We start from the raw sequence: 23,625 nt of genomic DNA, 5'->3' as shown, positions 1-23,625 counted from the left end.
ATTACCAAAATCATTTCCGCGAAGGCGAATATCATTGAAAAGTTTTTTAAGTAACTTAACTATAGGAATTCTTAAACACCAACCAATGAAAAAAATTATACTATGCCTGGCCTTTTTTGCCGGGATTTTCAATTTAACAGCCCAGGAAGAAGAGAAGGAAGAACAGCAAGAAGGATGGACGAAGGAAGGTAACTTCGTCCTTCTTTTCAACCAGTCGGCTTTTAATGATGAGTGGACTGGTGGAGGCACCTCAAACATCGCCGGAAACCTATTACTTAATTATAATTTAAATTATTTAAGAGACGATATCACCTGGGATAATAAGTTTATCCTTGATTACGGATTGACCAAACAACGCAGCGATGACTTTGCGCGAAAAACCAGCGACAGACTTGAATTCAATTCTATAGCAGGGAAGCAGGTTGAGGAATCTAACTGGTTTTATTCACTTTTTCTGAATTTCAGAACCCAGATAACCAAAGGCTATAATTACAGTGAAGATGCCGAAACGGGAGAAACCATCAGAACCGAATACACGAATTTGCTTTCCCCCGCTTATCTACAGTTTGGACCCGGGATGCTTTGGAAAAAAAGCGAAGATCTTTATGTGAATATTTCGCCTGCAACAGGAAGAATGATCCTGGTAGATTCAGATTTCACCTCAGCACCCGGGTATGTTGACGGAGACTATTTTGGTGTGGACGCTGAAAAATCTACCCGGTGGGAAGTAGGGGCCTCGGTTTCGGCCTATGCGAAATTCAGCATTATAGAAAATGTATCGATGGAAAATTTGCTGAACCTTTATTCAAACTACCTTGAAGATCCGCAGAATGTAGATATAGATTACACGATGAATATGAACCTGAAGATTAACGATTATCTTTCTACCAACCTCATCTTCCAGGCCATCTACGACGATAATGCAGTAAAAGGCTTCCAGATTCGTGAGGTTTTTGGGTTAGGATTTAATTACGCCCTTTAACAATACTTCCGATTTTTAAAATAAAATGAACCTGTATTGCCTCGAGATTACAGGTTTTTTAAATTTTAGTTTCTGTCTTCGTTAAATTTATGTTGAATTAAAAGCAGGAAAAACTGCAATAGCGATCTATTCTGTAACTTTGTAATATGATTGAAAAAACCGATTTAACTCACGAAAAAGCTGTTTTAATAGGGATAGTAACCCAGCACCAGGATGAAGAAAAACTGGATGAATATCTGGATGAGCTTGAGTTTCTCACTTATACTGCTGGTGGGGAAGTTGAGAAACGTTTTAGCCAGAAGCTGGATTCCCCAAATCCCAAGACTTTTATTGGTTCAGGCAAAATGAACGAAGTGCGCGAATTTGTGGAAGAAAACGATATTGGTACCGTTATTTTTGATGATGAGCTTTCTCCTGCCCAGCAAAAGAACATAGAAAAGATTCTGAAATGCAAGGTGCTGGACAGAACCACGCTTATCCTCGATATTTTTGCGCAGCGTGCACAAACCAGTTATGCTAGAACCCAGGTAGAACTCGCACAATACGAATACTTGTTACCTCGCCTTGCGGGAATGTGGACCCACCTTGAGCGCCAGCGTGGTGGTATTGGAATGCGCGGTCCCGGGGAAACCGAGATCGAGACCGACCGTAGGATTGTAAGAGATAAGATCGCTCTTCTTAAGAAGAAACTGGAGACCATAGACAAGCAGATGGAGGTGCAGCGTGGAAATCGCGGGCAGCTTGTTCGGGTTGCTTTAGTAGGTTACACTAACGTTGGGAAATCCACCTTAATGAACACCATAAGCAAAAGTGAGGTTTTTGCTGAAAACAAGCTTTTTGCAACTCTGGACACCACGGTAAGAAAAGTTGTGATAAGAAATCTACCTTTCCTGCTTACCGATACTGTTGGATTTATAAGAAAACTACCTACACAATTGGTAGAATCATTTAAATCTACATTAGATGAAGTACGTGAAGCAGACCTGTTACTACACGTAGTAGACATCTCCCACCCAAATTTTGAAGATCATATTGAATCGGTCAACCAGATCTTGAGTGAGATAAAAAGCAATGACAAGCCTACAATTATGGTTTTTAATAAGATTGATCAATATAAGGCGGAGAAAATTGAGGAGGATGATCTTATGACCGAGAGAACCTCTGCACACTATAGTCTGAAGGAATGGAAAAACACCTGGATGAACCGAATGGGAGACAATGTTCTTTTTATTTCAGCCCTTAACAAGGAAAATATGGAGGAATTCAGGAAAAAGGTTTACGAAGCAGTAAGACAAATTCATATTACCCGTTTCCCATATAATAATTTCCTGTATCCTGAATATGATAAATACGGAGAAGAGAAAGAATAACTTTTCCATTCACTTTTTAAGTTTTCGAAACCTCTTTTTAAGAGGTTTTTTTCTTTAATTATTGTAAATTAGATGAAAACCAAGACTTTAAACTATGAAAAAAATACTTTTTTTACCGCTCTTATTCTGGTTTGGAATCCTTTCAGCCCAAACCATTGAAGGTTCCTGGAAACTGGTTCATATGAACGGGGAAGACGTCACGAACCGGGAAGTGATAAGGATTTACCAGGATGGATATTTCGCTCATGGAGTGAAATCTCTTCCTGATAATAAATTTATGAGTGCTGCCGGTGGAGAATTTACCCTCACTGATGATGAAACTCTAAACGAAAAAAGAGATTTTGATACCGCTGATCCTGATGCGATCGGGGTGAATAATGATTTTAATATTTCCTGGGATGGGGAAGATAAGTTTGAGGTCTCCGATGGTGTACACACCAAAATCTGGGAACGCGTTTCTGATAAAAGTGATGATCTAACCGGGACCTGGGTCATTACCGGCCGTGAAAGAAATGGAGAAATGAACACCATGACACCGGGAGACCGTCGTACGGTAAAAATATTAAGCGGAGGACGCTTCCAGTGGATCGCTTTCAATTCGGCTACTAAAGAATTCAGTGGCACGGGAGGAGGCACTTATTCTGCAGAGAATGGAACGTATACCGAGAATATTGAGTTTTTCTCCCGAGACGATAGTCGTGTGGGTGCGAGCCTGGAGTTTGAATATGAAGTTAAGGACGGCGAGTGGCATCACAAAGGAACCAGCTCAAAAGGAGATCCTATTTACGAGATCTGGTCTCCATATTCAGAAGCTTATCAGAATAAAAAATAAAAAGATCAACTATTTAAATAAACGCCATTTTGTTCTGAATACTTTCAAAACAAGATGGCGTTTTTATATCTTTTCATACTTTTCTTAATTCACTTATCTGTACAATAATGCTCTGTCCGGCAAATAGAATTCCCCTGGTGGATAGGCTTTCAGGACAAAACTTATACTTACATCTTGTGGGTGGTACTGCACTCTAATCCTTCCGACTGTTGCGCTGTATCGACTTTCAATGGTACCATCGTAGATGTTTTTGGCTATTTTAATAAGACTAATGCTGTAGTCGTTCTCCCTTCTCTGGCAATCCATTTTCTCGCCATTATGAAATACAGAGCAGTGTTTACCTCTCATCTTGTTGCCATCCATATACTCGAGGATAAGCTCAAAATTATCTTCTCCATTAGGAGAAGTCCATCGCCAGGTACCTTCCAGATCCTGAGACTGTTGGGCACAAAGCCCCAGGCTTAAAAATAAAAAACAGAGGGAAAAATGAAATTTCATTGGTTAGTAGAGTTAGTTCATAGACAAGCTGAATTTAAAATAATCAAACCTCAATTTACGTAAAAAATCAATGTCCCGTAATACGAATATTATCTATATCGTAAGTAGTTGTTTTATCGGGTGCCGACCCTAGATATCTGAAAGCCAGATTTATCACCCCGTCCAGGCAGGAAATATCCAATTCAGTTTTGATGTATCCATTGCCATATTGATTGGAGGGTCCTACCGGGATTTTCGCATCCAGCAACATCCAATCTGTGGTTGAGGGATTTCCCGAATAATCATTGCTAATTAAAACTTCAAGAATTGTTGCGTTATCATACGAAGCCATAATCTCAAAGGAAAGAACCTCGGAAGTCGAATTATCTAAATTTATTGGCGGACTCACCAACCACGCCTCAAGGGGAATTTCCTCAGTATTAAACGCGGAAATTCTTATATAACGATCCCCATCAAAAGTTCCTGGTTTAAAAACTTCGTTTCCACCATTGGTATTAAGATTGGTCCAACCTTCAGCCTCAAGTTTTTCTTTGCTGGTGATGTTAGTGAAATTTTCTTCAAAAATAACTTCCGGTCCTGAGGTAGCATTTTCACCACAAGAGAAGAATTCCGGATCACAACGCTCTTGATTAAAATCAATAGCCTCGGGAGTATTTATAGCTAACACAAAAAAATCGTCGTAAAAATTTCGGGAGAGCACGCCTTCAATACTCCCCGATTCCTGTGGAAGTAACAGCGATTTGAAACCGGAAAAAGTACTACTCGATAAAATCGTGGTCGCACCGGTAACACAGCTTTCTAATTGACGCTCCCCGTCGTATTCGTCTATTTGTTCCCCTGCAAAAGTAAAGCGTAAATCCTCCCGGATTAACTGCCGGTTAAACTGAGCGTCTTCAAGCTTTATATATAAATTAAGGTGTTCTGTTTTAAATTCTGAAATCTCCAGGGGAAGCGGCGTGATCTCAACTGTTTCAGTGGTTCTGATAAGATGGTCGTCTATAAGAGAATTAGGAATGGCCACTACGTCGCCCCTGTTTTGTTTACCTAGTTGAATTACTCCGTTGTTTTGCCAAAGACTCAATCCATCTAATTTCACATAGATCTTCCGCCCGAATTCAAAAGTTTCAAAAAGGGAATTATCGTCTACCAGAATTAAAATCCCGGCTGTAGGGCTAGCCGGGCGATCCTGCAGGACCAGTTCTTTATAAAAATTCCCGGCTTCATCACTGGAAACCACGTAAGCTTCCATATAAGTATCTGTTTCTGAAAAAGTGTAGATGTCATTATTTTCAGGATCAAAATTGTTTTTTACCGCCGAAATATTAGTGACATTCCCATTGAAGGTAAATTCTTCTGTTTCTACGATTGGGGTTTCAAAATCATCTGTCTGCACGCAGGAAACCAGAAAAAATCCTATAAAGCCAATATTCATAAATACTCTCATATTCTTCATCTTTAAAATCTCACATAAAAATTCGCATAATAGCTTGCTCCCGTACCATACCAGTATTTGGGATTAAAAATGGGATATTCCCTTTCCTGGTCGGTTTTTAAGGTTCGGTAATTGGCATTCCGGGATTGTTCAAAACCACCGGTTTTATATAGTTCGTCAAAAATATTATTCAAACTCACGAAGAAACCGATGTACTTTCCTTTTACCAGCCATGATTTTCCGCCGATAATATTCATTAAAAAATACTCCTGAAATTGCTCTTGCTCCAGTAATTTCCTTGCGATTTCTTCATCATAATTAAGTAAGGGCAAGGCATCTGTATCCAGCTTAAAATTTGCCGTACGGGTTAGGGGGCTTACATCAAGAAAAGCGTGTGAGAAAAAATTCAACGTTGTTCCAATCCACCAAAACCCCGGATCCCGATATTCAAAACCAATTTGTGCAGCTCTTTGCGGGCCACCGGCAATCCGGTAATTTTCAAGATAGGAAGTGCCGTAATGTACCGCCTCTTCAAAATCATCTGATGTTAAATATAAATATGGATTGTTGCTGTAGGTATACTGCCCCACCGCCGCTGCGGCTTTTAGCTTAATAGTCGTAGTTATCTGCGACTCAACTCCAAATTCTGCGCCCAGATGGCGTTTCCCAATCCCCGTCAAAATTTCCTGAACAAATGCCGTGGTACTGGTGCGCCCAAGCCCCGACAGACCATCGGCATAATAGAAAGAAATCTCGGTAGCATCATTTATTTGGGTAAAATAACCCGTAAGTCTCACTTTCAATTTAGGAGCCTGATACCGGTAACTCAGGTCTGCGGTATAGATCTTTTCGGTATCTAATCCCAACACTGTTTCATTATTCTGCCTGGAATTAGAAAAAGAGTTTCGCAAATTGGGAGGTTTAGCCAGGTAGGCTGCATTCAAACTAAAAAGATGTCGTCCCGTTAAGCGATAGGTACCACCACCTTTAACTCCGAAGCCTGTAAACTGAAGTTTTTCGCTTTCACCTAAAGAATTTTCCGGGTAGTTACCATTTTGAAATAATCCGTTACGCTGATATGTAGTTTGAGATAAATTTACCCCTGCATAGAAATCGGCTTCGGTGTAATTGAACTGAAGCTGGGCAAATGCTTCGGCCGTGTTAGCTTTGAGCTCAAAATTATATTTATAGGGCTCATTAATTCCTACTATCCGGTTGCGATTCTGGAGGTCACTTTGGGCACGATCTCCCAGGGAGGTTTCGGCATCACCTTCAGCAAAGAAATCCACATCGAGATAGCCATTACCACCCAGCAGGTCTTTAACCGAAGCAAAATTATGGCTGTTTAGGCTGGTAAATGACAATTTGGAATTAAGACTGATGTTTTCATTCAGATCAGAAGAAATAATCGAGTTCGCACTGATCAATTTATCGTCGTTACGATCTTCACCTAATGCATAAATACTATAACCGGCACTCTTATTGGCCGCATATAATTTTGCCCAATCCAATTGTCCTTTTTCAATAAAATGATCCCGGGCCCGAAAGGCGGCCTCGTAATTTGGGTTATCGCTAAAACGTAAAAAATATCCTGGTAATTTCTGATAATAAGTGGGATCCGGATTGGCGCCTCCACCCACAAAACTTTCCTGATCTCCTAACATCACCAGCCTTGTACCACCATAATCTATGCGACTATTCCCGGTTTTTCCAAACTGAAAAAGCAGATTATTATTGACTTCAGTTTTATCGGAGACTGTCCAGAAATGATTCAGCATCAATACCGGTTCCTTGATCTCCCGAATCCTGGAGTTTCGTATTTCTCCGTTCTGGTAGCCCCAATAGGCGTTGTAACGCCTGCCTTTAAGGTCGAAAACTTCCTGAGTGTTAGGGGAAGATTTTCCCCTGATATTTGGAGTGTAAAAGCCGGTAAAATTCAGGCTATGGGTGTCGTTGAATTTCTTTTCCACGGCAATATAAAAGGCATTTGCGTCATACAGCGATCCATCATTATATGCTTCTTCGGCAAATCTTCGGGAAGCCGAAACCGAATATGCCCAACCTTTCGGTAATTCTCCAGAGCTGTAACTCCCCATCACGCGACCATTGTAACTTCGGTTGGCGAAGGCGTACGAAATCCTGCCACCCTTGGAGTACTGAGAGGCCCGCATAATGATATTGGTTGTTCCCGCCAGTCCACCAAAACTTACTTCACTTGGAGAAAGTCCCATAGAAAATACCTGGTTGCGCTGCACATCATTGAGACCGCCCCAGTTGCTCCATTGTGGACGGCCGGTAAAAATTTTGTTCATTTCAATGCCATTTATTAGAACCTTGCCATGTTCGCTGTCATATCCCCGGGGACGAAAGAAAGTCTGACTAAAGTCGAATGCAGCGGCGTTCAGGAAAACATCACGGGACGCCTGCAGCAGCCCGGCGATATTATCTACACTAGCTTCATCATCATTCAACTCATCATCAGAAAGACTGATGGTGCTTATTTGAAGCTGTTCGTCATTCAAGTCTGTTTGAAGAGGTACCAGGTCCAGATTCTTTTCTGTTCCTTCTTCAATTATTACCGGCAGCCTTAATTCTACATAGCTTTTTTTAGAAAAATGCAGCACTTGATTTCCAAGAGGCACATCTTCTCCCGAAAATGTAAAATATCCTGTTGCATCGGTTATTATTTCATAGGCTGAATTTTCAATAGATACCTTTACGCCGGAAATATTTTCATAGGTAACCGCATCAACCACTTTTCCCTTTAAAGAAGTTTCCTGCGCCTCGGACGAAAAAATAATAAACCCAAGATTAATAAATACGAATAAACTTTTCATCTCTAATACTCCCCATTATTCCTTATAATTTTAACTTTTAATTTCGTAATACGCTAAAAAACTGTACATTATATGATGAAATCAAAAAATTTGTAAGGAAATGCTTAGGGGAAAAATACGGGGGATAACCGCTTGTCTATGTTTTTTGATTTTTGCTGATTACTGCTTTGCCCAGAAAAAGCGAAATTTCAACATCAATACTATCGCATTCTATAATGTTGAGAATTTATTCGATACCGAAAATCATCCTTTCACTTTTGATGATGATCGCACCCCTGAAGGAAAGGATGTCTGGACGGAAGACAAGTATCAGGACAAGCTCAAAAACATCTCTATGGTACTAGCGGAAATAGGAACAGATGTGACCGGAACCTCACCCACAATTATAGGCCTCTGCGAAGTGGAAAACCGGAAGGTGATCGAAGATCTTCTGAATGAAAATGCACTTAAGGCTTCAGATTATGGAATTGTGCATTACGACTCCCCCGATCGTCGCGGCATTGATGTCGCATTGCTTTATAAAAAATCGATCTTTAAACCTACAAATTCCCAGTCCCGTCGCCTAATGATCTATGATTTTGTAGATCCTGAAAAAAGGGTTTACACCAGAGATCAACTAGTGGTTAGTGGATTGCTTGATGGGGAGAAAATGCATTTTTTGGTAAATCACTGGCCATCCCGAAGCGGAGGTGAAGCCAGGAGCAGCTATAAACGCGAAAAGGCAGCAGAGCTTAACCAAAAGATTATAGATTCACTTTTTCAGCTGGATCCTTACGCTAAGATTATAAGTATGGGCGATTTTAACGACGATCCCACCAACAGAAGTTTAAAGAAGGTGCTGGAAACCAAGGACAACCCAGAAAAAACCGAATTCAGGGAACTTTACAACCCTATGGAAAAAATGCTGAAACAAGGCCTGGGCACCTTGGCCTATCGCGATGGCTGGAATCTCTTTGACCAGATAATACTCACGGGAAGATTCCTTCAGAAAGATTATTCTAAATATCAATTTTATAAAGCGGGGATCTTCAATAAAAATTATTTACATACCCCAGACGGTCAATACAAAGGTTATCCCTTCCGAAGTTATGGCTATGGAGGTTACGTAGGCGGTTACAGCGACCATTTCCCGGTTTATATCTATCTTATCAAGGAAATACCTTAAAAATTAAACCAGACATTCCAGGGGATCCTGCTAAGCATTAAAATTAATGCTATAGTATAGAAAATTGCCAGGATCTTGAATTTTGGTTTAGAAGTGAGTTTCTTCTTGTGTTTGGAATATCCAATGGTAATAAGCACCACCGCAATTATCATAATTAATGGGTGCTCTACATTGTAAAGCCGCAGTGTTGAATCTTTCATTACCCCGCCCATTCCTACTTCGGAAAAGGCCTGAAAGTAAGGGGCCACGAAATACAAAACCAGTCCAATTAACAATTGAATATGGGAGGTGATCAGGCTAAACAGTGCAAGCCTGAAATTGGTCGCACCATATTCTTTGTTGGTGGTATAACCAACAATGGCATTTACAGCAGCAATAAGCAGAACAATTAATACCAAATAGGCCCAATAAGAATGTATGAATTGTAGAGTTGGATACATAAAAGTAAATTTTTAGTAAATATAGGATTTTCTATAAAAAAGTACCTTAAATGTACTTCTTAGTTTAAAGCAGGAAATTAATCTCAGCATAATCTGAATAAATCATCAATATTTTGGCATTTTAATTGATACCTATTCAAAATACCAGCCATTTAATTGAGTTTCTTGTTATTTAATTACTAACTATTAATCTATAATCTTATGAAACCTAAGAAAAATGCCAAAGCCGATCTTCGAAAAAAATCTAATCTGTTTTTATCAATCGGACTCATCTTTGCCTTGTTGGCCACTTTACTCTTAATAGAATGGAAAACCTATGATAAGAAAGACTTTACCAAAGAGCAGGTATATTTTGATACTTTTGAAGAAGATGAAATTCCAGTTACCGAACCGCTTAATACGCCCCCTCCAAAACCTCCTGTAATTCCCGATGTAATAGATGTAATCGAAGATGATCCAGAGCTTAAAGAAGACGAAATTGAGTCTACTGAGATAAGTCTGGAAGATTTTGTAGAACCAGAGGAAATAGTTGAACATAAGCCAGATGAAAAAGTAGAAACAGTTCCTTTTACTTTGATTGAAGATGTACCAATATTTCCGGGATGTGAGGAACTTAATGATAATGCAGCGAGAAAAATCTGCATGAGTGAGAAAATCACCACCTATGTAAATGAAAACTTCAACAAGGACCTGGGCAGTGAGTTAGGACTTTCTGGTATAAACCGAATTACAATTTTATTTCAAATAGATACTGAAGGAAACATCGTAAACATACAGTCACGAGCACCGCATCCCAGGCTGGAAGAAGAAGCCGAAAAGCTTATTAAAGCCTTGCCCAAAATGGAACCCGGGAAACAACGTGGAAAGCCTGTAAACGTAAGCTATGCCTTACCAATAATTTTCCAGGTTGAGGATTAAAATACAGAATGTATGAATTACCTATACATAAAAACGCCTCCGAATATTCGGAGGCGTTTGTCATTGATGTTTTAAAATCTACTAGAATCTGTAAGTAAGCGAAGCATTCCAGGTTCTTCCAAGACCGTAGAATACTCCAAAGGCATCAGTTTGGTTTATGTATGCACTATTGAACAGGTTATAAACGTTGGCTGCAAGTACAAATTTGTTTCCGCCAAAATCGAAATCATAGGCAGTAGTGAAGTCTACCACTCCGTAGCTATCAAGCTCGGTAGTTTCGTAGCTACTTCCCTGAGCTACCACATCAGCTACGTCTACGAATTCATAAAGCCTGGTAAAGTAGTTGTAGTCAAGACCAATTTTAAAGGCATCGGTAACATTATACATCCCGTTGATTCCCACAGAGGTTTGTGGCGAGTTGCTCACTTCTACTCCATCCAGGTTAACCTCTCCATTGAAGAAATTATCCGGTAATTCATTTCCTTCACGATCCCTGTATTGATCTATATCATTATTGGTAAAGAAAGTATTATCCCTAAAATCTCTGGTTCGGTAAGGAGTAGATTCAGCATATTTCCAATCTCCAATAGAAACATAGGCGCCAAGTCTAAGCTTATTGCTCAAGCGGTACTGCCCGTCAATCTCTATACCTTTATGGATTTGAGTAACATCGGTTTGCTCACGGCTAATGTCAATTTCCTCACCTAATTCTACTTCTCCTTCTGGAGTCATACCTTCGTAAGTTGCAATAACATTTCCATTGGATACAAAACGGTTAGCCCATTCGGTACGGTAAAGGTTTACGTTTAATCTGAAGTTACCTTCGGTTAATTTATACCCGGCTTCTATTCCGGTTATTTCCTCGTTTTCTACTGCAGGAGTAGCAAGTTCTGCCGTTGCTGCGAATATATTATCAAGGAATGGTTGACGGCTGTAGAAACCTGCATTCGCAAAAATACTGTGGTTATCATTAAAATTATAAGCCGCACCGGTTTTCAGGTTATAACCTGTTTTATTGGTCTTTTCAGATTCTTCAGTGGTTTGGTTTCCATTGGCATCTGTAGCAAATCTGTTTTGTCTCTGGTAAGACTGGTTTGAAAGTGCTCCCTGGAAAAAGGCAGAGAAAGAATCTGTACCATATTCTAATTGTCCAAAAGCCCCCTGGTAATTGATGTCTTCTGAATAATCGTAGTTAATCCTTTCATTCTCATCAGCAGAGTTGAAGAAGGTTTTCCACGGATTAATACTGAAAGACTCGGTTACCACTCTTCCGTCGGGACGATCGTTTGCCCAACCTGTAAGTCCAAAATAATCAATCACCTGTCTGAAGTGATCTCCCGTGTAGAAACGGATATCTGCTCCAGCATTCATATTCCAGTTTTCATTAAACTCGTGATTGAAGTTAGATACCAATCCGTACCATTGGTGGTTATTCATAGAAGCACGTCTAATATATCCGGCTCCACCAGGATCGTTTCCAACCCCAATTTCAGCATTAGCTTCGCGAATGGCTCCAAAATCCAATTGTCCGCGAATTCCTCCTGCGATATCGTAGTTAGGCTCACGAATAGCTCCTCTTCCAAGAGGACCAGTTCCACCACCACGACCAAAAGAAGCATAGGCTACGGTAGATAGTGAAGATTCCTCTGAGATATCCCAGTCCCAGTTAAAGTTCATAACCGGCTTGTGGTAAAAGTTTGTTCTTTCAGAGATTATTTCTCCCTGATCCCAACCCCAATGTTGGTTGTATTTTCTAAATTCTCTGGCAGTTTGTTCTGGTTGTGACCAAACCTGCATGTGTTGTTGTGGTGCTCCAAAAACCAGGAAGTTAAAATTATGATCTCCAAGAAGCTTCCCTACAGAAAGGAAATAATTCTGACCAGAACCTTCGGTTCCCTGAGCATATTTTCTGTGTGCCTGCCAGTGATCAAGCATGAAGGAAAATCCCCAACCGTCATCATTTAACCCTGAATCGTAACTAACGGTTCCTTTTAGGAAGCTGTCGTTACCGGACATAAGACGGGCAAAACCACCTTCACTTCTTTCAGTAGCTTTAGAAACGATGTTTACAGTACCACCTACAGAAGAAATGGCTAGTTTAGAAGAACCCAAACCACGTTGCACCTGAACGGCATTAGCGATATCGGCCATTCCGGCCCAGTTAGACCAGTACATTCTACCATCTTCCATCCCGTTAATTGGCTGTCCATTTAAAAGGAAGGCGGTGTTAGTCTGATCGAATCCACGAAGAAACATTTGTGAATCTCCAAAACCGGTTTGATTAGAAACGTAAACCGATGGTACATTTTTCATCAATTCCGGGAATTCTACGTTTCCTACAGCTTTCTGCTGAATTTCGGATTTTGTGATGGTAGAAACGGCAATTGGAGTTCTACGATCTTCCTCAAGGTCGATTACCCCTCTACCCACTACGATTACCTCTGAAAGGGCTCCGGCATCAGGATTAAAATTAATTCTTCCAAGTTCCTGAGTAGCACCCTGAGCAACATCAAAATTAATGGTCTGGGCCTCATAACCTACGAATGAAATTCTAATCTTTCCGGTAGCTGTACTTACGTCCAGGCTAAAGTTTCCATCAAAATCGGTAGTGGTTCCATTGTTGGTTCCAACTTCCATAACAGTCGCACCAGGAAGGGGACTGTTCATTTCAGAATCGATTACCGTTCCGGTAATAGTTCCCTGAGCAAAAATGGTAGCAGTTGTTAAAAACAACGCTAAAGCTAATAGTTTCCTCATCTTAATTTTGTTTGTGTTGAGATTTAAATTCGTCGCAAAAGAAGACTTTTTTCCAATGTCGTTCTTTACGGAAATGTTAAGGTTTTAACTTTAACATCAGGTCACTCAAAGCTATGAATATTAGTTAGTTATCTGACAACAAGACTATTAAAAATAATAACAGCTTATTAACACGTGGCTTTAACATATTAAAAAACCTGAGCCTGATTTGAACAAATCGTCAAATCGGGCTCAGGTTAATAAAATTATGAAGTAGGGCTTAGATTAATCCCAGGTATTTTCGGCAGCTTCTCCCCCCCAGATTAAAGTAATGAGGTAAGGATTATCGATAAATGGATTTCGGTTACCTTGTGCTGTTTCGATTACGTTGTTTCGCTGTTGTTCAAATTCAGACACCGGGTCTTCTCTATTCCATTTAAGGAAAAGGTCAAGATTTCCAACTTTACTAATATCCTCATTGTACCGAAGATTTAAATACAAAACCATTCGGGCAACATCCCCTTTCCATTCATCTCCGGGATACCAGGAATTGTTATTGATAAGCTCATAGCTTCCGCTACCGTCAACAAATGGAAAGTTTAATCTTAGTTCGTTAACATCGGCATCTGCTACTCTTAAATGATGCAAATCGGTTACAGCTTCCTCACTTTCCAAACGGGATTGCGGATAGATATGTTCGGTATTGAATGTTTGAGGAGAATAGGTGTTAGAATCAGACCAATATTCTTCCCAATATCTGCTCTCTCCGGAATAGATAAGAATTACATTATCAGGGTTATTCAAATCTTCATCGGCATCATAAAGATATTGATGACGTTCTCCATAGGATAAGATCGTTGTGTGTTGACCAATAGTAAGTTCTGAAAGCACCTGGAAATTCATATCCTCATCTCCCGAAATTGCCAGTCCCTGGTAGTAATCTGCAATTTCAGCCGGAATATCAAAGCTCATTGCTGAAATTACTTGGATGCTCACTGTAGCCTCACTGCAGGTAGGATCTGGTTGATCATTATCACATAGGCTGTAAGTAAATGAATCTTCTCCCTCAAAATCTGCCGGCGGTTGATAAGTTATCGTACCATCGTCCTTTAAAGTAACTGTTCCTCTTGTGCTGGAATCGTCTATTGAAGTTATTTCGGCGTCATCAATAACCTCATCATTGTTCAAAAGGTTTCCAAGGCTTGTTTCAGAACTTCCCATCTGAAGGATCACAGAATCATCATTAGCGACAGGAGAACCTGCGTCTATTACCAGTACAGTTATTAGAGCGGTAGAGCAGGACGGAGTTTCATCATCATCACAAATTGTATAGGAGAAGGTGTCTTCCCCGGAAAATCCATTTTCCGGAGTATAGGTAATTGAACCATCATTTTCCAAAACCACAGTACCTGAAGTTTCATCGGTATTTATGGTAGAAAGTGTGGCATTATCTACTACATCATCATTTTCCAGATAATTTTTAATAGAAAGAGTAGTACCTTCCTGGGTTTCATATTCATCATCTCTTGCAACCGGATCTCCGGCATCTCCAACGCTTACAACCACCTCGGCTGTATCACAGCGATCGCTTAAAGGCACACAAATAGTATAAGAAAAATTATCTTCACCCTGGAAGTCTTCAGGAGGCATATAAGTATAGGTGCCATCCCGGTTATCTGTTAGGGTCCCTCCATTTGAAGTCTCGCTATCAATAGAAGTGATCCTGGCTTTGTCTACCAATTCGTCATTTGCAAGTAAGGTTTCAGCCTCAATTATTAACTGCGTGTTTTCACTGGCGTTAAGAGCATCATCCACGGCTTCAGGCATATTTTCTGCTGGGGGTGTAACCACCGGATCCACTCCATCATCACTACTACAGGCATTGATACCGAAAGCCAAAAGGCTTATTAAAAATAGTTTTTTCATCTTCTGTTTTTCCTTTTCAATTAAAAGCTGTTAAACTGCCTGAAAGAAAGTACACCTTCCGGCAAATAAAAACCTCTTATCCGTTACAGATAAGAGGTTTTTCTGATATTATTTAATTTTATTCTTATTCATTAAGAATCCATTCTCCATCTTCTTTTATCACACTCATAGTTTCAAATCCAGCCGATCCGGTGTAGACTTCATAGGTGACAGCATAACGCTGACCTTCTTCTGCATTAGGATCTAATTCATCTAAGAAAATATTTAAGGCTTCAAGGATCATATCATTGCTCCAATAGTTATCTGAAGTTGACCGCCTGTCAAAACTTCCAAAATAGCCTGCGTTATCAGCCGGGCCGGGATAAGTATCTATGAAAGCATCACCGATGAATTCAAAATCAGCCTCGGTTAAAGTGTACGCAATAGTGTTATCTGGCTCCCATGTTTCTCCATTATGCCCAAACTGAATAGTTTCTTCAATGGTGCTAGGGATATAGTTCCATTCACCACCTTCAAAGATAAAGTTAGCATAGCGAGTTACTGTATCGTCCCCATTATAAAAATTATAACCCACCGAGAAATAATCACCTTCTTCAGCATAAGGAAACATAGGCTCGATGTACCTTGCTATGTAAAAGGCTGCTTCTTCTTCATCATCAAAATTTCCATATTGCTGTTCAAATTCATCTTGATATGTATCTTCGGGAAGCATATATGGCTCATTCCAACGACCGTTTGTAAAAGCATAAACATTAGTTTCTTCAATGGTAGAAACAGAGGCTTCTTCATCTATAACATATTCACCATCTACCATTACTACAGAATTAGTAACAGTTGAAACGCTCCCACTATAAACATCGTAAGAAACATCAAATTTAGCTCCATCTTCTGCTGTTGGATTTTCTTCCATTAGCAGGATGTTAATAGCCTCCAGGATCATTTCGTTGCTCCAGTAATTGTCGCTGCTGGACCTTACGTCAAAGCTGTTAAACTGAGCTGCATTGCCAGCAGGACCAGGATAATCATCACCCAATTCATCACCTATAAAATCATAGTCATCATTATCTAACTCATAAGCAGTTCCGCTGGCTAAGATATAGGCATTACCATCAAATTGAACAGTCATACTTTCAGTACCTGCGCTACCATCATATATTCTGTAGGAAACATTGTATTTCTGTCCAACAACGCCATCAATATTTTCAGAAAGAACCACATTAATAGCTTCAAGGATCATTTCCTCACTCCAGTAAGCGTCATTACTATCTCTTCTTTCGAAGTTGCTGTAATTTCCTGCACTTGAAGCCGGTTCCGGATAGGTATCACCAAGCTTTTCTTCGATTAGATCGAAATCATCAGCATCCAGGGTGTAATTCTCCTCATCGGCAAGTACCTGGTAGGTTAGCTCTACATAATCTCCGTTTTCTGCTCTAGGATATTTATATTCAAGGAAATCTTCGATATCTCCAAATCCTGCGAAATAATTCTCTTCAAGACCGATTTCGGCATATTCTGAAGAAGCAACGGTATATTCTTCAATCCTGATAGGATCATAAAGATTAAAAGTAACATTTACAAGCGATCCTTCACCCCATACCGGAAAGTGATTGGTCAATAATCCAGGGATTAATTCTCCTGCTTCGTCCACAGAATTAAAGCTACCAAAGCCAAGGTCTAAAGCATCATAATCTTCTTCAGTAAGCACATAATCTGTACTACCTTCTACGCCATCATCCAGGGTTGCATCAATTTCTTCATGGATGTCTTCCATAGGTTCACAACCGGTAAAGGCTAAACCTATTATCATCATAAAAAGATAAACTAACTTTTTCATTTTGTGTATTTTTTAGAAATTAAGTTTTAGACCAAAAGAAAAGGTCCTTCCGAAACCGTACCATACCTCGGCTCCTCTTGCTGTACCATCTGAATCTCTTGCGTCTGCAATATAAGTAGTGTCAAGAATGTTGTTGACATTACCATTTAAGACTGCATCGAATCCACCAAAATCAAATCCATAGGTAAGACCTAAATCAAGCAGACTGTATGCAGGAACTTCCCATGCCTGGCCCATTCTTTGGCTTTCGTCTATCTCTCCATCATCATCTCTGGTAACCAAACGATCGTTCGGGTCAAAATCTGCATATAAATCAGAAAAGTACATCCAGTTAGCACGCAATTTTAAATCTTCCAGGACTTCATAATCAGCGCCTAAAGCCATAGAAGTTTGGGCCGAGTTTCCTACTTTAAGATCTTTAATGAAAATATCAACCGTCTCTTCCAATTGCCCTTCTTCATCAAAAATTTCTACACCGGTTACATCATCTTGCCATATCCAATCTCCAACAGATACCATACCTCTTACTTCAAGTGCTTCAATATTTAATGGTCTGTACCTGAAATCAAGTTCAACACCCTTATGCAAGGCATCAATTCCAAGAATATTGGCAGTTCTTAATTCACCTCCCTGGCCTTCAAAAGATCTGGTTAGTGTTCTGTCTTTCCAGTTCGTCCAGTAAGCGTTAATCGTACCTGAAAGAGCCTGGCTTCTGAAGCCATAACCAAGTTCAGCACTTGTTATTTTCTGGTTTTCTGCGTTTTCATTCAGAATGTTATCATTCTGTAAGAAAACAGCATTCATAAATGGTGCTTTTTCAAAGTAACCAACATTGGCAAAAACATTATGGTTGTCATCAATATTATAGTTTGCACCACCTTTTGCACTATACCCCATAAAGTTGGCCCAATCGGTTTCCTGATTTGGGTCACTATCTAAATATCTAAAGTAATCAATTCGCTTATAAGCGGTATTTGAAATGGCAAGGTTGGCAAAAGCAGAAAGCTGATTATTTGAATATTCGGCTTGAGCAAAACCACCGATCCAGTTCACAAGACCGTCGTTATTGTAATTGATCTTGTCTCCAACCTGCGCAGCATGAACAGGATTGTTTACATTTCTATCACTGTAAAAGTAACTTCCACCTAAAAGGTCATCTACTTCCTGAAAATGTCTTCCCTCATAGCTCCTTAAATCTAAACCGGCCATAAGCTCTAGTTCATCAGTAATATCGGTGCTTAATGTTGAAAGGATACCATACCAGGTATGATCATTTCGGCTAGAGCCTCTAATGGTTTCTGAACCAAGCGCACCGCTTTCTATATTTTCAGATACAATTGCGTCAAAATTAACTGGTTGCATTTCTCCGAAGCGGTAATCAGGGCCCTGGGTTTTATCTTCACCTAATACACGCATTCCTCCACCGGTCCCGGTAGAAAAATAAGCCGCGGTAGAAACATCGGTTCTATCACTTATTCTCCAAAAATGGTTTAAGCTAATTTGAGGTTTGTGGTAAAAATTTTCGCTAAACGTAAAGAATTCACCGTTTTTATATCCCCAGTTTGTATTGTATTTCTCGTCACGGTCGCTTTCTCTAAAAGTTTTAATTGGAAGTCTGTTCCATCTTTGTCCGTGCTCCTGTGGTGCACCAAAGGCAGTGAAAGAAAGTTTGTGATCATCTCCAAAATCTTTAGAAAGATTCACGAAATAAGAATATCCCTCAAATGGAGTTCCATCTATATACCCGTCACCGGAAGTTTTTGAAGCGCTAATGGTTGCGGCAAATCCATTATCTAAAAGACCTGTAGACAAAGTAAAGCCATATTTTTGATACCCGTCATTTCCAGTACCGGCAAAAATATTTCCTCCCTTTTCCATGTCGGTAGTTTTGGTAAGGATATTTATAGTACCTCCAATTGAAGGAACAGCAACCCTCGCTGCACCCAAACCTCTTTGCACCTGCATAGAACGGGTAACATCAGAAAGTCCTGCCCAGTTACTCCAGTAAACGCGTCCGTTTTCCATATCGTTTACAGGAACGCCGTTAATCATTACAGCAATATTCTCGGAATTAAAACCTCTTAAACGAAGTTCCGCATCTCCAAATCCCCCACCAGATTTCGTAGCGTAAACACCCGGAGTTGAATTTAATAATTCAGGAAATTCCTGGTTTCCCAAACGAGTTTCAATTTCTGCAGCCTGAATTGTAGAAACAGCAACCGGAGTTTTTCGATCAATAGCCAGAGAATAGCTGGTAATTATAATTTCATCTAAGGCTGCCGCATCAGGATTTAGGCTTATTTCGCCAAGATCTACGGTTTGACCCATCTCCGGAATTGAGTAATCCAAAAGATAGGGTTCATAGCCAACAAATGAAATTTCAAGAGTACCCGAAGCTTCATTCACTTTTAGGCTGAATTCTCCATCAAAATTTGTGGTTGTTCCTGTACTGGTGCCTTCCACCATTACGTTTGCTCCAGGAAGTGGACCTCCCATGTCAGAATCCATTACCTTTCCGGTAAGTGTTCCCTGAGCAAAAATGGTAGCGGATGTTAAAAACAAGGCTAGAGCTAATAATTTCCTCATGTTTTAAAATTGTTTGTTTTGAGTTAATTTTTCCTTGCAAAAGAAACCTATTTCCACATTCGATACTTTATCTGAATGTTAAGATTTTTAACTTTTGCGTGGCCAAAATTATAACAATTTTATAACTAATTGAATTTATGAGGACTAAAATTTGAAAGCTTTTTACTCAGAACCCCAATTTACTGCATAAAGTGCTTTAACAAATTATTAGTAGATGAGTCATGGTCGGCTAAGTCCTTGTTTTCTATTTCGGTAAGAATATTTGTTGCCAATTGTTTTCCTAATTCTACTCCCCATTGATCATAGCTGAAAATATTCCAGATCACCCCCTGAACAAAGATCTTATGTTCATACATAGCCACAAGTTTCCCAAGACTTTCAGGAGTTAGTTTATCAATCAAAAGGGTGTTGGTAGGTTTGTTTCCTTCAAAAACTTTAAAAGGTAGTAGTTCTTCCAGATCATCCTGGGTCATCCCTTTTTCTTCAAGTTCTTTTCTCACTTCCTGAGCAGTTTTTCCCTGAAGCAAGGCTTCTGTCTGAGCAAAGAAGTTGGCCATAAGTTTGTTATGATGGTCGGTATCCCCGAAAAGACTTTCTTTAAATCCAATGAAATCGGCAGGGATCAATTTTGTGCCCTGGTGAATCAACTGGAAAAATGCGTGCTGTGAATTGGTTCCGGGTTCTCCCCAAATAAGGGTTCCGGTTTGGTAATCTACCTTTTCCCCATTACGGTCTACACTCTTGCCATTGCTTTCCATAATAGCTTGCTGCAAATAAGCCGGTAATCTGTGAAGATATTGAGTATAAGGAATCACGGCTTCGCTTTCGGCTTTAAAGAAGTTATTATACCATACACTTAACATTGCCAGTTGCACAGGCATATTTTCTGAAAGATCGGTTTCCTTAAAATGACGGTCCATCTTTTGGGCTCCTTTCAAAAGCGCTTCAAAATTATTATAACCTACGGCAAGACTAATAGACAAGCCTACAGCACTCCAAAGTGAAAAGCGACCACCAACCCAATCCCACATCGGGAATACGTTTTGAATATCAATTCCGAATTCTTCTACCTTTTCCAGGTTGGTGGAAACAGCCACAAAATGCCGTGACACCGCTTCCTGTGGTGCTGTTTTTCTAAACCAATTCCGAATAGTAGTCGCATTCGATCTTGTCTCCTGGGTGGTAAAAGTTTTAGAAACAACCAGGAAAAGAGTGGTTTCCGGGTTAAGGTCATTAATAAGTTCATGTACATGATCCCCATCTACATTCGAGATAAAGTGTACCTTCAGATGATTATTATAGTGTTTTAAGGCTTCAGTAACCATTACCGGTCCGAGATCTGAACCGCCAATGCCGATATTTACAACATCGGTGAAGGCTTTGCCGGTATAACCTTTTTTACTTCCATCTATAACCGAGTTGGTGAATTTCTCGATCTTTCTTTTTACCTCCTGAACTTCAGGAACTACATTTTCTCCATCAACTTTAATTTCGGCATCATCGGCAGCCCTTAATGCGGTATGCAAAACCGGGCGCCCCTCTGTTTTATTAATTGCTTCCCCCGAAAAATATGATTCAATAGCTTCCGGTAGCGCGCACTCACGGGCCAGGTCGTTAAGTAACTCCCTGGTTTTTGAAGTAATTCGGTTTTTGCTGAGGTCGAGATATAAATCTTCCCATTCTAAGGTAAATCCAGCTGCACGATCGGAATCTTGATTAAATAATTCCTTCATCTCCAGGTCTTTTACCTCCTTATAATGTTCAGATAACTTCTTCCAGGCAGTTGTTTGAGTTGGATTTATATTTTTCACGGCGGTTATTTTTAATTAAAAATTCAAATGAAGTGCAAATTTAAAAAAGAAAAATACGAAGAAGGCCTCGTATTCAACTTAAAAAAATAATAGAGGTTTCAGAATCCCGGTAGGGTTCAATTTAAATTTCCTGATAGGGAATCTTATCGAGTCTCTGTTTTAGCTCATCAATAGTAGCGAAGTAAGTCTCTTTATGCTCATCTTCAATATGTTTTGCAGTAGGTAAATTCTGGCGGTAAGGATCAACCTGTTGACCATTGACCCAAAAACGATAACATACATGGGGGCCGGTAGCAAGGCCGGTACTTCCAACATACCCAATGATATCGCCCTGTTTTACACTTTGGCCATTGCGTACATTTCGTTTAGACATATGAAGGTATTGAGTAGTGTATTTACCGTTATGACGCACCTTTACATAATTCCCGTTAGCAGAGGTGTAACTTGAAGCAATTACAGTACCATCGGCCGTACTTACAATAGGAGTGCCGGTGGCAGCAGCGTAATCGGTTCCCAAGTGAGCTTTCCACCGCTTTTGCACAGGGTGAAATCTACGCTTGGTATAACGGCTTGAAATTCGGCTGTAGTTTAAAGGAGCTTTCAGAAAGAAGCTTTGAAGTGCTTTGGCCTCTTCATCATAAAAGTTGGCCTGCCCCGTTACTGAGTCGGTTTCATAATTAAAAGCATAGAAAGGTCTTCCGGAATGCTTAAAAACAGCTGCCTCCACATTTTCAATTCCAACAAAAACAGTATCGTCAATATATTTTTCGTCATAAACCATTTTAAACTGATCTCCTTTTTGAAGTTTAAAGAAATCAATACTCCACTGGTAAATATTGGATAGTTCATAAACCAGGAGATTGCTCAAGCCTTGATTCTGCATCGCTTCTGAAAGGGAAGAGGTAATCACCCCGGAAACTTCTCGTTTTTTGATAGTAACGGGTCGTCTATCTTTATAGGCACTAACATCTTCCAGGTTTACTACCGTATAGTTTATTTTGTCATTCTCGTAAATAAAGAATTTTGGGGTTTGGGCAGAGTCTTTATCTTTTAAGATTATATATTTCTTGCCGGCCCTTATCCTTGCAGGATTAAAAGTGTCTTTTACCTTTTCTGCGATTTCATGCACTTTTGCCGGGCTCACACCTTGTCTATCGAGGATACTTCCAAAAAAGTCTCCTCTGGCAATAGTATCAACCACCACCTCAAAATCGTTGAGCACAAAACCATATTCTTTTACCACCGGTGGCGCCTTCACCTCTGCCATATCCTTATTCATGGCTTCATCCTTCACTTCCTCATTGCAGGCAGTAAAGGCCAGCATTATCAACATCAGGTAACTAAACTTTTTCAATTTTTTCAAGCTGTTTTTTCTGTATTAAACTTATTTTCTACCCATTCTTTGCCCCATTCTTTTAATTCTTCTTCACTCCACAAATTAGGAAAGAAACTGTTTTTTTGAAAGCCCGGTGGAAGAAATTCCTTCCAGTTAGTACCTCCGGTTGCTTTAATGGTTTTATTGTCTTTATTCAAATAGCGATATGCGGCACCAATATGCATCAAAGGCCAATTGATATTTACATAAACGTCAAAATTACGCAATGCATTAATTAATCCCGAATTATTTTTAATTTCTTCAGGTAAATTCAGGTAAGTATGATAGAGGGTCTTTCCTTCAACTTCACGTGCCAACTTTAAAAAGCTTTCGGTATAACGTTCTTCAAATTGTTTAAGAGTAAGCGTCTTTTCACCGCTTTTCAGGTCTATGCCCCCTCTTTTCCAGTATATGTTTTCCAACAATTCTTCGAATTCGTTTTCAGCAGAAAATTCAGCGCGACTCTCAAAGGGAACTAAATTTTCAAGAGGAGTGGAATAGATCTCTATCATTCTGAACTGCGCCGACTGGAATCCACTCGCAGGCAAGAGCGCCATTCTGAATTTCAAAAATTGTTGCCTATCCATCCCTTTGATCATTACATCAAAAGAATCGGTAAGAATCCTGAAGTATCTATTTAATCGGTGAAATTTTTCAGTATAAAATGCCGCATCTTCATCTTTGGCTTCAATTATTTGTTTTTGCTCATGAATTATGAGCTTGAAATATAATTCGGTGATCTGATGATAAGAAATGAAGATCTTCTCATCGGGAAAATGCGTTAGGGTATTTTGGAGACTTAAGAGAGTGTCAATACTGATATAATCCCAATAGGTGAGGTATTTATCGTATAAGAGCCCATCAAGATAGGAACCGAGGTCCT

16 protein-coding genes are annotated in these 23,625 nt (G+C 39.8%); 5 read left to right on the top strand and 11 right to left on the bottom strand.

Going from position 1 to position 23,625, the window contains the following annotated elements; all coding sequences use genetic code 11:
- Window positions 1-85 precede the first annotated feature (85 nt).
- The 3 genes from ACESK1_RS06160 to ACESK1_RS06150 all read left to right on the top strand — a co-directional run bounded on the left by ACESK1_RS06160 (window position 86) and on the right by ACESK1_RS06150 (window position 3,184).
- Window positions 86-982 carry a DUF3078 domain-containing protein gene (locus ACESK1_RS06160; RefSeq protein ID WP_372918994.1) on the top strand — a complete coding sequence of 299 codons (897 nt, stop codon included), beginning with the start codon at window positions 86-88 and terminating at the stop codon, window positions 980-982.
- Between the two features lie 146 nt (window positions 983-1,128).
- Window positions 1,129-2,352: a GTPase HflX gene (gene hflX, locus ACESK1_RS06155; protein ID WP_372918992.1), complete on the top strand. Its 1,224-nt coding sequence runs from the start codon at window positions 1,129-1,131 to the stop codon at window positions 2,350-2,352.
- Between the two features lie 94 nt (window positions 2,353-2,446).
- Window positions 2,447-3,184, top strand: coding sequence for a hypothetical protein (locus ACESK1_RS06150; RefSeq protein ID WP_372918990.1), 738 nt, complete (start codon window positions 2,447-2,449; stop codon window positions 3,182-3,184).
- Window positions 3,185-3,277: 93 nt separating this feature from the next.
- Here ACESK1_RS06150 and ACESK1_RS06145 read toward each other — a convergent pair whose 3' ends face one another.
- The 3 genes from ACESK1_RS06145 to ACESK1_RS06135 all read right to left on the bottom strand — a co-directional run bounded on the left by ACESK1_RS06145 (window position 3,278) and on the right by ACESK1_RS06135 (window position 7,951).
- Entirely contained in the window at window positions 3,278-3,682 is a 405-nt protein-coding gene (locus ACESK1_RS06145) for a hypothetical protein (RefSeq protein WP_372918988.1), read from the bottom strand.
- A 67-nt stretch (window positions 3,683-3,749) separates the two neighbouring features.
- Complete coding sequence (locus tag ACESK1_RS06140) at window positions 3,750-5,126, bottom strand: DUF5689 domain-containing protein (RefSeq protein WP_372918986.1); 1,377 nt, start codon at window positions 5,124-5,126, stop codon at window positions 3,750-3,752.
- Between the two features lie 11 nt (window positions 5,127-5,137).
- Entirely contained in the window at window positions 5,138-7,951 is a 2,814-nt protein-coding gene (locus ACESK1_RS06135; RefSeq protein ID WP_372918984.1) for a carboxypeptidase regulatory-like domain-containing protein, read from the bottom strand.
- A 100-nt stretch (window positions 7,952-8,051) separates the two neighbouring features.
- Between ACESK1_RS06135 and ACESK1_RS06130 the strand changes: the two genes are divergently transcribed.
- Entirely contained in the window at window positions 8,052-9,116 is a 1,065-nt protein-coding gene (locus ACESK1_RS06130; protein WP_372918982.1) for an endonuclease/exonuclease/phosphatase family protein, read from the top strand.
- Here ACESK1_RS06130 and ACESK1_RS06125 read toward each other — a convergent pair.
- Window positions 9,113-9,556, bottom strand: coding sequence for a hypothetical protein (locus tag ACESK1_RS06125; protein ID WP_372918980.1), 444 nt, complete (start codon window positions 9,554-9,556; stop codon window positions 9,113-9,115). The two genes, ACESK1_RS06130 and ACESK1_RS06125, sit on opposite strands and share 4 nt — an antisense overlap.
- 201 nt (window positions 9,557-9,757) lie before the next feature.
- On the opposite strand from ACESK1_RS06125, the gene ACESK1_RS06120 reads away from it, so the two are divergent.
- Window positions 9,758-10,474 (top strand): energy transducer TonB, encoded by a 717-nt coding sequence (locus ACESK1_RS06120; RefSeq protein WP_372918978.1) that lies wholly within the window; start codon window positions 9,758-9,760, stop codon window positions 10,472-10,474.
- 81 nt (window positions 10,475-10,555) lie between these two features.
- Here the strand turns inward: ACESK1_RS06120 and ACESK1_RS06115 are convergent, their stop codons facing one another.
- The 7 genes from ACESK1_RS06115 to ACESK1_RS06085 all read right to left on the bottom strand — a co-directional run.
- Window positions 10,556-13,231, bottom strand: coding sequence for a TonB-dependent receptor (locus ACESK1_RS06115; protein ID WP_372918976.1), 2,676 nt, complete (start codon window positions 13,229-13,231; stop codon window positions 10,556-10,558).
- Window positions 13,232-13,495: 264 nt separating this feature from the next.
- Window positions 13,496-15,136 (bottom strand): Ig-like domain-containing protein, encoded by a 1,641-nt coding sequence (locus tag ACESK1_RS06110; protein ID WP_372918974.1) that lies wholly within the window; start codon window positions 15,134-15,136, stop codon window positions 13,496-13,498.
- Between the two features lie 124 nt (window positions 15,137-15,260).
- The gene (locus tag ACESK1_RS06105; RefSeq protein WP_372918972.1) at window positions 15,261-16,970 is read right to left on the bottom strand and encodes a hypothetical protein; all 1,710 of its coding nucleotides are present in this window, start codon (window positions 16,968-16,970) and stop codon (window positions 15,261-15,263) included.
- 12 nt (window positions 16,971-16,982) lie between these two features.
- Window positions 16,983-19,556, bottom strand: coding sequence for a TonB-dependent receptor domain-containing protein (locus ACESK1_RS06100; protein WP_372918970.1), 2,574 nt, complete (start codon window positions 19,554-19,556; stop codon window positions 16,983-16,985).
- 179 nt (window positions 19,557-19,735) lie between these two features.
- Window positions 19,736-21,367, bottom strand: a complete 1,632-nt coding sequence (pgi, locus tag ACESK1_RS06095) for a glucose-6-phosphate isomerase (RefSeq protein ID WP_372918968.1) — start codon at window positions 21,365-21,367, stop codon at window positions 19,736-19,738.
- 121 nt (window positions 21,368-21,488) lie between these two features.
- Window positions 21,489-22,721: a peptidoglycan DD-metalloendopeptidase family protein gene (locus ACESK1_RS06090; RefSeq protein WP_372918966.1), complete on the bottom strand. Its 1,233-nt coding sequence runs from the start codon at window positions 22,719-22,721 to the stop codon at window positions 21,489-21,491.
- A gap of 5 nt (window positions 22,722-22,726) precedes the next feature.
- Window positions 22,727-23,625, bottom strand: an 899-nt coding sequence (locus tag ACESK1_RS06085; RefSeq protein ID WP_372918964.1) for a tryptophan 2,3-dioxygenase family protein, incomplete at its 5' end; no start/stop codon positions are given.

It is taken from the genome of Salegentibacter sp., from assembly GCF_041642575.1.
Taxonomy (GTDB): domain Bacteria; phylum Bacteroidota; class Bacteroidia; order Flavobacteriales; family Flavobacteriaceae; genus Salegentibacter.
This window is presented reverse-complemented; position numbering and strand designations above follow the sequence as displayed.